This is a genomic window from Bifidobacterium sp. UTCIF-1, assembly GCF_006408915.1.
In the GTDB taxonomy this organism is placed as follows: domain Bacteria; phylum Actinomycetota; class Actinomycetes; order Actinomycetales; family Bifidobacteriaceae; genus Bifidobacterium; species Bifidobacterium reuteri.
On record NZ_JFAG01000015.1, the window covers coordinates 1 to 15,669 of the forward strand.

The following is a 15,669-nucleotide window of genomic DNA, read 5'->3' on the forward strand; positions in this document are numbered from 1 at the left end:
TCTGATGCCGTCCCACAATTCGCGCTTGTACAGTCTGCACCAGTTGGCCTCGTTGAAGTACCGGGCCTCGGTGTGACGACCGAGCTTGTCCCCGATCAACCTGAGACTCTTGCAGAACACGGTCTGATATGCGGCGAGCGGATGCTCGAACACGGTGATCGTGCCGGGGGCGTCGGCGCCGACTGCTGCATCCGCGGCCACCTCCTCCAGCTGAGAGACGCCGAACTGACGCCAGCGGGCCTTGCTCATATCCGCACCGGTGCTGAGCAGCGCATGCAGCAGCAGCTCGATGTTGCGCCGGTCGAGGATATCGTCATTGTCAGCGAACGCAATGTACTCGCCATGCGCGGCGTCCAAGCCGGCGTTCTGCGCCTTGGAGATGCCGCCGTTGGTCTGGTGAATCACCGTGACGCGGTCGTCCTGCGCGGCGTATTCATCGCAGATCGCGGGGCTGGAATCCTTCGCGCCGTCGTCCACCAGAATCACCTCAAGGTTCGTGTACGACTGCCCCAGGATCGAATCCACGCAGTAGCGCAGATACTTCTCGGCGTTGTACACCGGCACAATCACGGAGACGAACGGCGTTGATTCGGCGGCTGGCATGGCGGACATGATTCTGGCTACTCCTTTATATATGTGCAGTGGACCTGCGTGCGTGTGCGCGTGTCCGGCATGTGAGGGCGCGTGCGATCATACCAAGTATCGCACATTGCACATGCATGTGCCTCGCTCATTCGGCATCATCTTCGGTATCGCAGGGCAGCGGGAGTTGTCTGAGGGCGTGGAATTATCGCTAGTTTACTATAAATCATCGGCTGAATAGCCTATAATTTCAAGTATACTTGAAATCGAAGGGTCAGAGGGCGATGAATTACATTGAACGAGAGGATTTGATGCATGCGCTGCGAGCGCATCGTGGTACGCAAGCAGTCAAAGTGCTGGTGGGCGTTCGCCGCTGCGGCAAGAGCACGTTGCTCGGTCATTACGCCCAATCGCTGATAGACGAGGGCGTGCCGGAGCGCAATGTGTTCATCAAACGGTTCGATTCCTTTGATGTGCCGCTGGACTATGATGCCGAACAGTTATACCGTGACCTACAAAACGCTGTGGAGCGATCCGAACCGGGCATGTTCTATGTGTTTCTCGACGAGATACAGGAAGTAAGCGGATGGGAAAAGGTGGTTCGTCGTCTGCATACGCGAGAACTGACGGATGTATATATCACCGGTTCCAATGCCTATCTGCTCTCCGGCGAGCTTGCCACCTACCTAGCTGGGCGTTATGTAGCCGTGCCCGTGTTCCCGCTGTCGTTCCGTGAATACTCGACATATGCGGCAAGCCTTGATAGCAGGCAGACACAGGAGCGTCTGTTCGCCTCGTACATGATGTTCGGCGGTATGCCCGGTCTGTATGCGGACGGCGACGTGCGGGAGGTCAACCAGGGTAAGGCCGCTGAGATATTGGGTGCCATATACGAATCCGTAGTGGTCAAGGATGTGGCCACCCGGTACGGCGTTCGTGATATGGCGACATTGGAAAAGCTCAGCCGATATCTGTTCTCCACGTCTGGCAATCTGTTCTCCACGAACAAGGTGGTAGGAACGCTGAGATCCGCCGGCATTGGCATTGCGAGCGCGACGGCAGAGAACCAGATCGATGCTTTGGAGAAGGCGTTCATCATCTACGGTTGTGAGCAGTCAAGGATTCGGGGCAAGGAATTGCTTCGACCGCAGCGCAAATACTATCCCGTCGACAATGGTTTCCGCAATCTTGCCAACGGTTTTAACGGTGCCGATCAAGGTGCACAACTCGAGGGAATCGTGTTCATGGAGCTGAAAAGACGTGGTTACGCGGTGTCGATCGGTGCCTTGCCTGACGCGGAAATTGATTTTGTAGCACGGCGTGATTCCGACACTGTATATATGCAAGTCACCTTGAATATGACCGACGAGGCGACGCGTGCCCGCGAGCTCGCTCCGCTGCGGCGGCTGAACAGTGCATTCCCGCGCACGGTGCTGACGCTCGACCGCTTCGGTCTTGGTGTCACCGAGGAGGGCATTCGGATTGTGAATGCACTCGACTGGCTGCTCGGAGCGGAATAGGGGAGGGGAAGGCTCGGGTGGGCTCATGTTTCCGGGATAGCTGATTGACTGTCTGTGAGGAGCTGCACGGCGCGGCGCCCCAACTCGGCCCGTTCGGCCCCGTTCGACCGCGGGGCGACCGCGCAAGGCTGGTGGCTGGTTCACCGCCAGCCTTGCGTCAGTCCCGCTTGAACAGATCCCTGGTGTAGACCTTGTCCTTCACGTCCGCGAGGTCGTCGCTCCAGCGGTTGGAGACGATCACGTCGGCGCGCTGCTTGAATGCGGCGAGATCGTGCGTCACCTCGCTGCCGAAGAAGTCAGGCTTATCGAGCGTGGGCTCGTAGACGAGCACGGTGACGCCTTTGCCTTTGATGCGCTTCATCACGCCCTGGATGGCGGACTGGCGGAAATTGTCCGAACCGGCCTTCATGGTCAGGCGGTACACGCCCACCACCGGGTCGGCCACGCCGGACGCCTTCGCGCGGGCCACCAGCTCCAGAATCTCCGTGGCGATGAAGTCCTTGCGTGTGGTGTTCGAATCCACGATTGCCTCGATGAGGTTCTGCGGCACCTTGTCGTAATTGGCGAGCAGTTGCTTGGTGTCCTTCGGCAGGCAGTAGCCGCCGTAGCCGAAGCTCGGGTTGTTGTAGTCGTCGCGGATGCGCGGGTCGAGACACACGCCCTTGATGATCGCGCGGGTGCTCAGACCGCGGCTTTCCGCATACGTGTCCAGCTCGTTGAAGTATGCCACGCGCAGGGCCAGATACGTGTTGGCGAACAGTTTGATCGCCTCGGCCTCGGTGGTGCCCACCACCAGTTCCGGGATGCCTTGCGTGCCATCAGGGTTCACGCGCTCGTGCTCGGACGGCTCCGCGCCCTGGGACAGCAGCTCGACGAACCGGTGCGCAGCGGCGACCGCCTCCGCGTCATCCTGCGGTGCGCCGGCCACGATACGACTCGGATGCAGATTGTCGTACAGCGCATGGCCTTCGCGCAGGAATTCAGGGGAGAACAGGATGCGCCTGTCACCAAGCTCCTCGCGCAGTTTCGCCGTGTACCCCACCGGAATCGTGGACTTGATCACGATCCAGGCATCCGGGTCATGCTCGCGGACGGCGGCGATGGCGGCCTCCACGCTTGAGGTGTCGAAGTAGTTCTTCTGCGGGTCGTAGTTGGTGGGCGTCGCGATGATCGCGTAATCGGCGCCCGTGTACGCCTGCGCCGGGTCGAGTGTCACATGGAAATCAAGCGGACGCTCGCCGGACTGGTTGCCGTCGAGGAATCGGGTGATCTCCCGATCAACGATAGGGCTTTTACCGGCGTTGAGCATGGCCACCTTCTCCGGTACGATGTCCAGCGCGTGCACCTCATTGTGCTGGGACAGCAGCAGCGCCACCGAAAGTCCCACGTAACCGGTACCTGCAACCGCGATCTTCATATCGACTTGCCTTCCTGTGTTTGCGCTGTGTCTGGTTTGCGCTGACGTCGCCGGCGTTGTCGCCGGGCACCGCGTGCGGCAACTGGTGTGTTGCCGCACGCTGGCCGTTGTTGTCACTGCCTTGATCAACCAAGCACCAGCCTAGTCCATGTCGATGTGGTTATCCGGGCTATGGTTCTCCTTGTCGCAATTTCCTCTTGCTGGTGTGGCGTCAGTGAGAGGAATTTGCAACGGGGCGGGCGATCGGACAGATTGGTGCGGTGGCGACCAGGTAGGTCAGGACAGCCGTGGTGCCTGTCCGTAGCGTCCAGCCGAAGCCGCGGTGTCAGGGTCGCGCTACCATGAACCCAAGCGACTATGCAAGCGCATGTGAACATGGATGATGAAAGGTTGGTGACGCATGGCACAAGGCGAAGCGACTGCGGCAGCGAACGCGAACGTGGTTGAGTACCCCGATTTGGTGATTGTCGGTGCGGGCCTGTTCGGTTTGACGGTGGCGCAGCAGGCTGTTGAACATGCGGGTGCGCGTGTGCATATCATCGACGTGCGCGATCATATCGGCGGCAACGCGTACTCGTACTTCGACGAGGAGACGGGTGCGGAGATCCACAAGTATGGCGCGCACCTGTTCCACACGTCCAACAGGCGTGTGTGGGAGTACGTGAATCGCTTCACCGAGTTCACCGGCTACGTGCACCGCGTGTACGCCACCCATGACGGCGTCGTGTACCCGCTGCCGATCAACCTCGGCACCATCAACCAGTTCTTCCATGCGCATTACACGCCGGCCGAAGCGCAGGCGCTGATCGAGGAGCAGGCGGGCGAGCTGGCCGGCACCGACCCGGCGAACCTGAATGACAAGGGCATCCAGCTGATCGGACGTCCGCTGTATGAGGCGTTCATCAAGAACTACACCGGCAAGCAGTGGCAGACCGACCCGGCCGAGCTGCCCGCGTCGATCATCAAGCGCCTGCCCGTGCGCTTCAACTACGACAACCGCTATTTCAAGGACACGTGGGAGGGGCTGCCCAAGGACGGATACACCAAGTGGATGGAGCGGATGATCGACGACCCGCGCATCACCGTCTCGCTGAAGACCGATTTCTTCGACGAGTCGCAGCCGTATAACAAGAAGGCGCTGCGCGAGGCGGGCGTGCCGGTCGTGTACACGGGCCCGGTGGACCGCTACTTCGATTACGAGCTGGGCGATCTCAAGTGGCGCACGGTGGACTTCAAGGAGGTCCGCTACGACGAGGGCGACCACTTCGGCTGCCCGGTGATGAACTTCTCCGACGCGGACGTGCCGTACACGCGCGCCATCGAGTTCAAGAACTTCAACCCGGAGCGTCGCGAACGGCAGAACCCGGACAGGACGGTCGTGTGGGAGGAGTACTCCCGCTTCGCCGAGCGTGGCGATGAGCCGTACTACCCGATCAACACCGAGGCGGACAAGGCGCTGTACGCGCAGTACGAGGAGAAGGCCGCCGCCGAGCCGAAGACCGTGTTCGGCGGGCGCCTCGGCACGTACAAGTACTACGACATGCACAACGTGATCGACACCGCCCTGACCGCCTACGAGCAGCAGGTTGCGCTACTGCTCGCCGCCGAAGCCGCCAAGTAGGCGGCTGAGGGCCGCTGAAAAAGCGCGTGCGAGGCCGCAGCCGTGGTCACGGTCGAACGAGACCGGCGTGACGATACGGGAAGCAACGGGTTGTTCCGCTCCGCCAGTTGCGAAACGGGACAGCCCGTTCTATGTTTGCGCTGCATGGTCGTCGCATTGGCGATAACGTGGCGGAAAGCTGGCGGATTCGGCGGTAAAGTGGCGGAAAGCTGGCGGTAAAGTGGCGGAAAGCCCGGTTCCTCAGAGGCGAACGTGCTTAGTGTGACGATTCTGTAGCCGGCTGGTACTTTGTCCGCGGTCCGCTGCCTGTGCGTATCAGTAATTGGCCGTTGACCAATGCGTTGATGGTTTTCGCTGCTGTGGATTGTGAGGCTCCGATAACCGATTGCGCTTGTTTGCGGGTGATGCTGCCGTGTTCTTTGGCGTAATCGAGAATTCGTTGTTGCCTAATTGGCAGCGCGGCTTCTGAAGCTGAGTTGACGCTCGGCGTTCCGGAATATGGGAGCGATGATTGCGCCGAGGGGAAAGGCGTTTGTTGATGTTTGGGAAGAACCAGACGAAATGCGTGATCGCTGATATCAAATGAAGGTTGAGTCGCGCAGTTCTTGTAATCTCCGACGATTCTTCGGATACCTGTGCCATATGCCTCTACGAGGTTGAGACGGTAAAACACGTTGGCTAGTTTGGGATTGCGCTGAGAGGAGATGCCGTTCATCATGTCTGCGCGAGTGAAGTTTGCCGGCAGTCCGCCGAGATTGAGGAATTCCATGTGATTGCTGAACACGCTGATGAGTGCAGGACCTGAGAGCCCGTAATCGCGATGGACAATGAGATTGAGCAATGCCTCGCGCAATACCAAGGGGGAATAGTCGTAGCTATCCACGCGGCGCATCGCCTCGCCCGTATGTGAGCGCACTGCATTATGCCGTGCTATGAATTCATTGACTTGATTGAATTGGGTGATGAGCGAACCTGTGAATTCCTGCCTGTTCAGGAATACTTCCTTGACTTCGTCTGCGAACACGGCGGCTTTGATTGAGGCATCGCATTGATCTGAGAGCAGCCAGGCCAGATTGGTGTAGACTCCGTCTGCATTAACCAGCCCAAGTGTGCGCTGTGCTTGTGGCGTGAATGACAGTGCCGCGTCTGCGAATGCTTGCTGGGCTGCGATAAAGGTGAGTTCCTGATTGAGGGATATCGCATCTTCGAAGGAGTCGCCGGCGGTCTGCCTGATCATGTCGATGATGGAGGATTCTGATGCCGGGATGGAAGCTGCTCCTGAACGGATATATACGCCTGCAGGCCTGATCCCTTTATCGGCTAGATAGTAGGGGCGATGTGCTCCCCGTTGTACATGTACGGCCACGATTGGCATGCTGTGCATTGTTTCGGCATCAATGGAGACAAAGCTCATGACATCGGGACGTATGCCGTCAGAAATCGCTTGCGTCGCACGGCGCATGGTTTCGTCAATGTCGTTGATGCCTATAACGGTGCCATCGTCTTCAATGCCGAGGTATATGGTGCCGCCGTCGGTGTTGGCGAAGGCGATGGCTGATCGTTTGGCACCGTCCACCCATGTGCGTTTGAATTCCAGATGGGGGCCTTCAATGAGTTTTTCCATCGCGTTGTTTCCTTCGATAGTGCATTATCTTCTATCTTATCTATTATCTTCTATCTTATCTATTATCTTCTCGTAAGGTAGAAGATAAGATAGAAGATAGATAAGGCGGCGGGTTGCCGTAGTAGGCTGGTGGCTATGGCTATGAGACTTGCACGTTTTTCGCTGAATGATTCGCCGCGCTACGCCTTCGTGCAGAAGGATGAGAACGACGGCAAGGACTATCTCGTCGAGCTGGACGGCCATCCGCTGTCTGGCGGTCAGGTCACCCCCACGGGCAAGCGGTACGCGCTCGACGCGGATGGTATCCGCCTGCTCTCCCCAGTGATTCCTTCCAAGGTCTACGGTCTGGCCAAGAACTATGAGGCCCATGCGCAGTTCATGCACGAGGCCGGTCATTCCGAGATCGCGCACGCGCCGGAGGACATGGTCATCTTCACCAAGCCGTCCACCTCGGTGATCGGTCCGGACGACCCGATTGTCTACCCGGCCTGCTCCAAGGACATGAACTTCGAGCCCGAAGTGGCCGTGGTGATGGGACGCATCGCCAAGAACGTGCCGGTGGAGAACGCGATGGATTACGTGCTCGGCTTCACCTGCGTCAACGATGTGACGTTGCGCGACCTGCAGGGCATCGACCCCACGTGGACGCGCGCCAAGGGTTTCGACACCTCCTGCCCGCTCGGCCCGTGGATCGTGATGCGTGACGATCTCAACTGGCGTGACGCGCACATCTCGTTCACGCTGAACGGTGAGGATGTGCCGATGGCTTCCGGCACCACCGCGAACCTCATCCACGGCATCCCGGAGCAGATCGCCGCGATCTCCTCGTTCTCCACGCTGCTGCCCGGCGACGTGATCATGACCGGCACGCCGAACGCCTCCGGCCATCTCGACCCCGGCGATGAGACCATCGTGCACGTGGAAGGCATCGGCGACCTGCGCAACGTGATCGTGCGCGCGTAAGCTGACTGGCAAAACACTGACCCGGTCATCTTTCCTGTTTGGGGAGGTGGCTGGGCCTTTGTGTTTTCGTTTCACATAGTTCTGCGACTTCTGTTGTTGGGGGTTGGTTGGTGGGTGACGAAGCGGAACTGAGGGGTGGTGAATTCGTCAACGAATGAATGACGCGGACCACTAGGGCGCGCCAAGCCGTGGTCCATATAGTGGGATGATGTTCAAAGCGATGCGACAATGGCGTCGTAGAGCCGTTTGTGGCGGGTGCGACGATGCGCGACAGCCACTGTTTCCTTGACGTTGCATGACGGAAACATAATCGCCACATTGATTCATAACATTATATTCATTCTATTGAATACCCGCGTGGAGGTGCACAAAGAGGCAGGCAGCCATCGATGTGGCTGCGCCCCATTGCCGAACGGGCGATCAGTGGAATGACCCAAGAGGAAGGTGCGATATGAAACGGAATATGATTACGGCAAGCTCTGCAACGGCCGGCGTGTGCGCACTGGCAATGCTTCTTGCGGGCTGCGGCAGCGGCCAGGGTGGCGACGGTTCGGCGACCGCATCGGCGGGCGTTCCTGAAACCGTGAACTACGCGATCCAGCAGGATCCGGGCAAGCTCAACCCGCTCACCAACGCCACAGGCGACGGCGTGCAGCTCGCCACCCTCGCCTATGAGGGCCTGCTTGTCATGCAGGCCGACCAGCAGCCGAAGGGCAATATTGCCAAGGACTGGAAGGCCACCGCCACCGAGGCCACCTTCACGTTGAAGGACGACGTGGTCTGCTCCGACGGCACCCCGCTCAAGGCCAGCGACGTCAAGGCCACCTTCGACTACGTGATCAACGAGGCTCCCGACTCCCAATACAACGGCGTCTACGTGCCCGAAGGTGTCGAGGTCAGCGCGGACGACAGCGCCAAGACCGTGACCTTCAAGGTCAGCACCCCGCAAAGCTTCCTGGCCGAGGAAGTCGGCCAGCTGCCCATCGTCTGCCCGGCCGGTCTCAAAGACCCCTCGGCAATGGACGCCAAGACGTTCGGCACCGGCCCCTACAAGCTCGACAGCGCAACCGAAGGCCAGAAGTACACGTACGTGCGCAACGACGACTACAAGTCCGGTCTGCCGGACGGCACCAAGATCACCGACCTGCCCAAGACCATCGTGGCCAGTGTGGTGACCGATCAGTCCACGCAGGTCAACATGCTCAGCTCCGGTGAGCTCAACCTCGCCAAGCTCAGCGGCACCAACCAGGACCGCGTCGACACCACCACCTACAAGGACGTGAATGCCGGCTCCATGCCGATGACTGCGTTCTTCAACCAGAACAAGGACCGCGCCACGGGTACGCTCGAAGTGCGCAAGGCCATCGCCGAAGCCATCGACCGCACCAAGGTGGGCACGGCCATCACGTCCGGCAAGGGCGAGGTCATGAAGACGATCATGCCTGCGGGCTCTTCGGTTTGCGCCGGATTCGACTCCTCCAGCGCCATTGCCAAGACGGACGCCAAGGACGCCAAGAAACTGCTTGACGAGGCGGGCTGGAAGGCCGGTTCCGACGGCGTGCGCACCAAGGACGGCAAGAAGCTCACCATCAAGCTGCTCTACAACTCCACGTCCGGCGCTGCCGTGGCCGCAGGTGTCGAGCTCGTGCAGAAGGAACTCAAGGAAGTCGGCATCGACGCCCAGCTCGCCCCGTCCGACCAGTACACCAAGGTCATCTTCTCCGGCGGCGACTGGGATGTGGTGATCGCAGGCATCACCGCCAACACCCCGGCCGAATGGTTCGGCATACTCTCCGGTGACGTGGTCCCCAACGGCGGCAACTGGACGTACAACGAGGATCAGGACTACATCCAGCTCGCCAACACGGCTGCCACGCAGGCCGGCGAGGCATCCTGCCCCGCATGGCAGAAGGCCGAGGACCAGCTGATGAAGAACGTGACGTTGCTGCCGATCGCCCAGTCCTGGGACAAGTACTACGCCAAGGGCTTCACGGTGAGCACTGACGGCAGCAACTTCCTGCCCACCACCTTCAAGGCCGCATGACGGCAGACGAGCCGGATCATACAAGGGCCTGCAGGGCGCGTCCTGCAGGCTCTCGTCCACGCCCGGAGCCAATCAGAGCCAATCACAATCAAAATCAAACCAAAACCAACCTATGACACCACCAAGGAAACCAAGGAGTATATCGTGAGCGAAAGCAGCAGCACGGCGTCAGGTGTCACAACGACCCGCCGGACGCACCGCCGCATGAATCCATGGGTGAATTTCGTCGTTCGACGACTCGTGCGCACGGTCGTGGCGCTTTGGGTCATCGTTACCGTGGCGTTCGTGGTGCTGCGATTCTCCGGCGGCGACCCGGTGCGCAACGCGCTCGGCGTCACCGCATCGCCCGAACTGGTGGCTCAACGCCGGGCCACGCTCGGCCTCGACAAGCCGCTGCCCATCCAGTACGCGCAATACATCGCCGGACTGTTCCACGGCGACCTCGGCATCTCCATCATCTCGGGTCGTTCGGTGTCCGAGATCGTGGCCACGCGACTGCCGTGGACCGTGGCGCTCGCCGTGCTGGCTTTCCTGGTGATTCTCGTATTCTCCATCCCAATCGGCATGGCGATGGCCGTGCACACGCAGGGCGACCGCCATCGTGGCAGCGAGCTCGTGTTCACTGGCATTACCGGCTTCTTCGGCAATATCCCGGACTACTTGGTGGCCGTGATCCTGGTCGCCGTGCTCGCCGTGAACCTCAAACTGTTCCCGGTGGCCGGCGCGAACAGTCCCGCATCGTTCGTGCTACCGGTGGCCGCGCTCTCGCTGTCGTCCATCTGCTCGCTCTCGCGCATCGCCCGCATCCAGACCTTCCACACCCTGAACGATGACTATGTGCGTACCGCCCGCGGCAAGCGCCTGAGCCCGATGCGCATCTACTGGCGTCATGTGATGCCGAACATGGTCTCCACGATCATGGTGCTCGTCGGCAACACGCTCGCGCAGATCATGACCGGCACCGTGCTGATCGAGCAGGTCTTCAACTGGCCGGGCATGGGCACCGCGTTCACCAACGCCATCACCTCACGCGACTACGGCATAGTCCAGGGCCTGGCGCTCGTCTATGGCTTCCTGGTGCTGCTCATCACCTTCCTCGTGGATGTGGTGGTGGCGCTGCTCGAACGCCGTTCGACCATGCTGGAGACCGCATGATGAGCAGCGGTATGGCACACGATTGGCTTGCGTATCGCACACACAGCGCAGTCCCGGAGCAGCACACAATCTTCGGAAACCGGACCGGAATCAGTGCCGGAAACCGGATCGGAATCAAGAACGAAATCAGGAATAAGGGAGCGTACCAGTCATGAAACGCACGAAGCAGTTCCTCTCCTCGCCGCTGGTGATAGTGTCCGGCGCGATGATCGTCGTGCTCGCGGTCATCGCCCCCGCCGTGTGGGGCGCGGCGGCGAACACCGAGAACCCGATGTTCCTGCTACGCAAACCTTCCGCCGAGCACTGGTTCGGTACCGACCAACTCGGACGCGACATCTTCGCCCGCACGATGGTGGCCACGCGCCTGTCGCTGGTCACGGCACTGATCTGCACCGCCGTATCCGCCGTGCTCGGCATTGTCGTGGGTGCGGTGCCGGTGGTGTTCGGCAAGCGCGCGCAACGCTGGACGTCGTCGATCATCAACGTCTGGCTTGCCTTCCCGGTGATTCTGCTCGCGATGCTCACGGTGATCGCGCTCGGCACAGGTGCCGCAGCCACCACCATCGCCCTGACCATCACGATGACGCCGACGTTCGCGCGACTTGCGCAGACGCTGTCCGCCACGGTCGCCGGCGCTGATTATATGGCCGCCGCGCGAATGTTCGGCGTATCCGGCCGACGACAGGTCTTCTACTACATTCTTCCCGAAGTCGCCGAACCGTTCGTGGCCAACGTCACCCAGTCGATCGGCGGCGCGATCCTCGCCATGAGCTCCCTGAGCTTCCTCGGGCTGGGCGTGCAGCCGCCCGTCTATGATTGGGGCCGACTGATCAACGAAGGCTTCTCCCAGGTGTATGTCTCGCCGATGGCCGCCGTGGGACCGGGCATCGCGATCGTGTTCGCGGGCCTTGCCTTCAGCCTGTTCGGTGAAGGCATCTCCAACCAGATCCGCCGCGCCTACAAGCCGCTGCCGAGCGCGATGTCGAAGCGTGAGCTCGACAACCCGCCCAAGATGCTGGACAAGACCAACATGGATCTGGTGGTCAAGGCCGCCGCCGAGCGTACCGAACAGCATCGTGTCGAGGTCGAGCGGCTGCGCGCCGAGGACCCGCAGGCCGCCGTGGTGACCGTGCCCCGTCCGGCGCCGGTGCTGTCCGTGCGTGGCCTGACCATCTCCTTCCCGGAGGGCAAACGTTGGAACACGCCGGTCAAAGGCATCAGCTTCGATATCGAAGCTGGCGAAATCGTCGGTCTGGTGGGCGAATCCGGCTCGGGCAAGTCGCTGACGATGATGTCCGTGGCCGACCTTGCCGCGCCCGGCTCGTATGTGGCCGCCGACTCGATTCGGTTCGAGGGCACCGACATCGTCGGCATGCTGCCGAAGGACAAGCGCAAGCTGCTCTCCGGTATCGGTGTGGTGTTCCAGGATTCGCTGACCGCATTGAACCCGTCCATGCGCGTGGGCCGTCAGCTGGCCGAAGTGCTCGAATGTCAGAACGGCACACCGCGCAAGGAGGCTATGGAACGCGCGGTGGAGGCGCTGGAGCATGTGGGCATCGACCCCACGCAGCACGCCGAGCGCAAGTTCCCGCACGAGCTGTCCGGCGGCATGCGTCAGCGCGCGATGATCGCCATGGCCGAGATCAATCATCCCAAGCTGATCATCGCCGACGAGCCGACCACGGCCCTCGACGTCACCGTGCAAAAGCAGGTGCTCACCCTGCTGCGCAACGAATGCGCGCGCAACAGGCAGGCCGCGGTCATCGTCTCGCACGACATCGCCGTGCTTGGCGAGATCTGCAGCCGCATCATGGTGATGTACCACGGTGCGATAGTCGAGATCTTCGACACCGCGCTGCTGCGCACACCTGAGAAACTCAAGCATCCGTACACACGCGCCCTGGTCAGCTCGATTCCGACGCTGGAGACCGACAAGAGCCGGCCGTTGGTCACCATCGACGACGAGCTCGTTTCGCAGCAGTCCGCCAATCTGGCCGATGACGATGCACCTGCCGCTTCGGCGAAAACCATCGCGGACGCCACCGGCGCTGCCGATGCCGCCGCTGAAACCGCAGCCGTGAAGGAGGAGCGATGAGCAACGAAACGATTCTTGAAGTCCGCGACGCCTGCATCACCTTCGAAAAGCGCGACTCCGTAGTGCACGCGGCCGACCACATCTCTCTGACCATGAAGCGCGGCGCGATGCTCGGCCTGGTGGGCGAATCCGGTTCCGGCAAATCCACGCTCGCCAAGGCCATCGTGGGCATGCAGCCGTTGGATTCCGGACAGATCATCATCGACGGCCTGAGCCAACACGACCGCGCGAAGCTCCGCGGCCATGCGCGCGCCGAAATCGTGCAGATGGTGTTCCAGGACCCCTATTCCTCGCTCAACCCGCGCATGAGCGTGGGTGACGCGATCGGCGAGGTGCTGGAGACCTACGAGCATCTGAGCGCCGAAGAGCTTCGTGATTCCGTGGCGGAACTCCTGAGGCTCGTGCATCTGCCGGCCGAAGTGGCCTCCAAGATGCCCGACCAATTGTCCGGCGGCATGCGCCAGCGCATCGCCGTAGCCAAATGCCTTGCCGTGCGGCCGAAACTCATCGTGGCCGACGAGATCACGTCGGCATTGGATGTGTCCGTGCAGGCCGTGGTGCTCAACCTCATCCGTTCGTTGCACGAGCAGCTGGGCCTGTCGATGCTGTTCATCAGTCATAATCTGGCCGCCGTCCGATACATCTGCGACGACATCGCCGTGATGCACCACGGGCGCATCGTGGAGGTCGGGCCGGCAGAGCAGATCGTCAGGAGTCCGAAGGATCCGTACACGCGCTCGCTGGTCGGCGCGATCCCATCGCTGGGCGACGCCGGGCGCGACGTGCTGCTCGATCCGGCGCTCGCCGCCGGTGCTCCGCAGCCCGAGGGGCAGCGATGAGCGCAGTCGGATTGGCGGCGATGACGGAGATGACGAAGACTGTGCGGTCCGAAGACCACGGAGCCCATTTGTCCGCCGACGAGCGTGCGCTGATGGCCAAGGCGGATGTATGGCTGGACGCGCATGCTGAGGAATTCGAAGAGACGCTGTCCCGCTGGGTCGCCGTGCCCTCGATCTGCGATGACCGGTATGCCGGCATCGCCGGTGCTGCGATTGCCGCTGGCGATGCCGGCGGTGAGGCTGAGTGCCCATCGGCTTCGACGCCTCTGGGTCCGGCTGTGGCTCAGATGTTCGACACCGCTGCCGCGGACATGCGCGCCATGGGCCTGCAGCCAAGCGATCACGCGGGATACGCGCTGTCTGCGGCCGTGGAAGATGGTGAATCCCGTGCCGATCTGCCGGTCGGCGGTGACGACGAGATTGCATTGATCAGCCATCTGGACGTAGTGCCGGCCGGTGACGGCTGGACGCGGGCGCCGTTCCGGCTCACCCGGGAAGGCGAGTTCGTTTTCGGGCGCGGCGTGCAGGACTGCAAGGGGCCGTCGCTGGTGAACCTGTTCGTGCTGCGTATGCTCCGCGAGCTTCACGTGCCGATGCGTCATCGTGTACGTGCGCTGATGGGCGGCGGCGAGGAGACCTGCATGAACGATCTGCGCGGATACCTGCGGCATGAGCGGGCGGCCAAGTTCAGCGTGGTCACTGACGGTCCGTTCCCGGTCAACTATGGGCAGAAAGGCATCCTACAGATGGTGCTGAGCATGCCTGCGCCCGGTATCTGGCGTCATTTCACCGCCGGCTCCGCCGCCAACGCGGTACCAGGCGAGGCTTCGATACTGCTGTCCGGCTTCGCAGCCGGTCAGGTCGAGGCTGCGCTCGCAGCCGCTCCGGCGTGCTATCGTAACGTGATTCGTTGGGAACTGTCTGCCGCCGATGATTCCGGATATAACGGCTTCGACACCGCCGGCAAGGCTCCTTCGGTCACCCTCCACGCGCAAGGCGTGGCGGGGCATGCGGCGTTTCAGGCGGGCACGGTGAACGCCATCATGCTGCTCGCCGGATTCCTGAGCGAATCCGGTCTGCTCTCAGGGGCCGATCATGCCGCGGAACTGGCCACGGCCCGCGCGCTGTTCGCCATCGCGAAGTCCACGGACGGCCGTGGACTTCGCATCGCGTGCGCCGACGAATCCGGCCCGCTGACCTTCAACCTGGGTAAGGTCGAGCTTGACAAGGTCGAGCCCGGCCTTACCAAGATTGAAGGCGGCGAAGACGGTGCCGCACAGCCGGAGGATGCTGGCCAGTCCCAATGCCCCGTCGGAAGTCCCAGCCGGCTGCTGTTGCACTGCGACAGCCGGTACCCGGTCTCCGTCAACGGCACCAATCTGGAAGCCGGGCTTCGCGCCGCCGTCGACGCCATGCCGGGTGTGCGCGTCGAATCGCTGCACGACGAGCCGGCGTACCGCATCGACCCGAACAGCGCGGCATGTGTGACCCTGAGCCGGGCGTTCAACGATTTCTTTGATGCGGACAAGCGGCCGTTCACGATGGGCGGCGGCACCCATTCGCGTCTGTTGCCGCAATCGGTCACGTTCGGCGCGGACTTCTGGTACATGGACGACATCGCGCGCAAGGTTGGACGCCCGGGCAAGCCGGACGGCATGAGCGCGGACGAGGGCGGTGCCCACAGCGCGGACGAATGCGTGAACCTCAGGAATCTGCTGACTGCCGCCAAGCTGTACCTCCTCGCCTTGACCAGATTGGACAGAGTACTGTGAAACAGAGTCGTGAAACAACCGTGAAACATAGCGTGAA

General features: G+C 61.5%; 11 protein-coding genes. 8 read left to right on the forward strand and 3 right to left on the reverse strand.

From position 1 onward, the window contains the following. Positions 1-603, reverse strand: a 603-nt coding sequence (locus BW09_RS07675) for a glycosyltransferase family 2 protein (RefSeq protein ID WP_140464855.1), incomplete at its 3' end; no start/stop codon positions are given. A gap of 263 nt (positions 604-866) precedes the next feature. Between BW09_RS07675 and BW09_RS07680 the strand changes: the two genes are divergently transcribed. Beyond that, positions 867-2,102 (forward strand): ATP-binding protein, encoded by a 1,236-nt coding sequence (locus tag BW09_RS07680; RefSeq protein ID WP_140462939.1) that lies wholly within the window; start codon positions 867-869, stop codon positions 2,100-2,102. A 157-nt stretch (positions 2,103-2,259) separates the two neighbouring features. Here the strand turns inward: BW09_RS07680 and BW09_RS07685 are convergent, their stop codons facing one another. Then, positions 2,260-3,519: a nucleotide sugar dehydrogenase gene (locus tag BW09_RS07685; protein ID WP_140462941.1), complete on the reverse strand. Its 1,260-nt coding sequence runs from the start codon at positions 3,517-3,519 to the stop codon at positions 2,260-2,262. A 400-nt stretch (positions 3,520-3,919) separates the two neighbouring features. Here BW09_RS07685 and glf point away from each other — a divergent pair, with 400 nt between their 5' ends. Beyond that, positions 3,920-5,140, forward strand: coding sequence for a UDP-galactopyranose mutase (gene glf / locus BW09_RS07690; RefSeq protein WP_140462943.1), 1,221 nt, complete (start codon positions 3,920-3,922; stop codon positions 5,138-5,140). Between the two features lie 256 nt (positions 5,141-5,396). On the opposite strand, the gene BW09_RS07695 is transcribed toward glf, so the two are convergent. Further along, positions 5,397-6,764, reverse strand: a complete 1,368-nt coding sequence (locus BW09_RS07695; protein WP_140462945.1) for an RNA-binding domain-containing protein — start codon at positions 6,762-6,764, stop codon at positions 5,397-5,399. Between the two features lie 141 nt (positions 6,765-6,905). On the opposite strand from BW09_RS07695, the gene BW09_RS07700 reads away from it, so the two are divergent. The 6 genes from BW09_RS07700 (at position 6,906) to BW09_RS07725 (ending at position 15,632) form a co-directional block, all read left to right on the forward strand. Beyond that, entirely contained in the window at positions 6,906-7,727 is an 822-nt protein-coding gene (locus BW09_RS07700) for a fumarylacetoacetate hydrolase family protein (RefSeq protein WP_181161720.1), read from the forward strand. Between the two features lie 451 nt (positions 7,728-8,178). Then, a complete protein-coding gene (locus tag BW09_RS07705) occupies positions 8,179-9,771 on the forward strand; it encodes an ABC transporter substrate-binding protein (RefSeq protein WP_140462949.1) in 1,593 nt (530 codons plus the stop codon). A gap of 144 nt (positions 9,772-9,915) precedes the next feature. After that, a complete protein-coding gene (locus BW09_RS07710; RefSeq protein WP_219846522.1) occupies positions 9,916-10,926 on the forward strand; it encodes an ABC transporter permease in 1,011 nt (336 codons plus the stop codon). Between the two features lie 151 nt (positions 10,927-11,077). Next, positions 11,078-13,021, forward strand: coding sequence for a dipeptide/oligopeptide/nickel ABC transporter permease/ATP-binding protein (locus BW09_RS07715; RefSeq protein ID WP_140462951.1), 1,944 nt, complete (start codon positions 11,078-11,080; stop codon positions 13,019-13,021). After that, positions 13,018-13,860, forward strand: coding sequence for an ABC transporter ATP-binding protein (locus tag BW09_RS07720; RefSeq protein WP_081886673.1), 843 nt, complete (start codon positions 13,018-13,020; stop codon positions 13,858-13,860). Before BW09_RS07715 ends, BW09_RS07720 begins: the two co-directional genes overlap by 4 nt. After that, positions 13,857-15,632, forward strand: a complete 1,776-nt coding sequence (locus BW09_RS07725; RefSeq protein WP_044089860.1) for a M20/M25/M40 family metallo-hydrolase — start codon at positions 13,857-13,859, stop codon at positions 15,630-15,632. The genes BW09_RS07720 and BW09_RS07725 overlap by 4 nt, the downstream gene beginning before the upstream one ends. Positions 15,633-15,669 lie beyond the last annotated feature (37 nt).

Excerpts from the sequence above, each read along its gene's own strand:
- BW09_RS07705 (WP_140462949.1), top strand. The coding sequence starts at position 8,179 with ATGAAACGGAATATGATTACGGCAAGCTCTGCAACGGCCGGCGTGTGC.
- BW09_RS07680 (WP_140462939.1), top strand. The coding sequence starts at position 867 with ATGAATTACATTGAACGAGAGGATTTGATGCATGCGCTGCGAGCGCAT.
- BW09_RS07695 (WP_140462945.1), bottom strand. The coding sequence starts at position 6,764 with ATGGAAAAACTCATTGAAGGCCCCCATCTGGAATTCAAACGCACATGG.
- glf (WP_140462943.1), top strand. The coding sequence starts at position 3,920 with ATGGCACAAGGCGAAGCGACTGCGGCAGCGAACGCGAACGTGGTTGAG.
- BW09_RS07715 (WP_140462951.1), top strand. The coding sequence starts at position 11,078 with ATGAAACGCACGAAGCAGTTCCTCTCCTCGCCGCTGGTGATAGTGTCC.
- BW09_RS07700 (WP_181161720.1), top strand. The coding sequence starts at position 6,906 with ATGAGACTTGCACGTTTTTCGCTGAATGATTCGCCGCGCTACGCCTTC.
- BW09_RS07685 (WP_140462941.1), bottom strand. The coding sequence starts at position 3,519 with ATGAAGATCGCGGTTGCAGGTACCGGTTACGTGGGACTTTCGGTGGCG.
- BW09_RS07725 (WP_044089860.1), top strand. The coding sequence starts at position 13,857 with ATGAGCGCAGTCGGATTGGCGGCGATGACGGAGATGACGAAGACTGTG.
- BW09_RS07720 (WP_081886673.1), top strand. The coding sequence starts at position 13,018 with ATGAGCAACGAAACGATTCTTGAAGTCCGCGACGCCTGCATCACCTTC.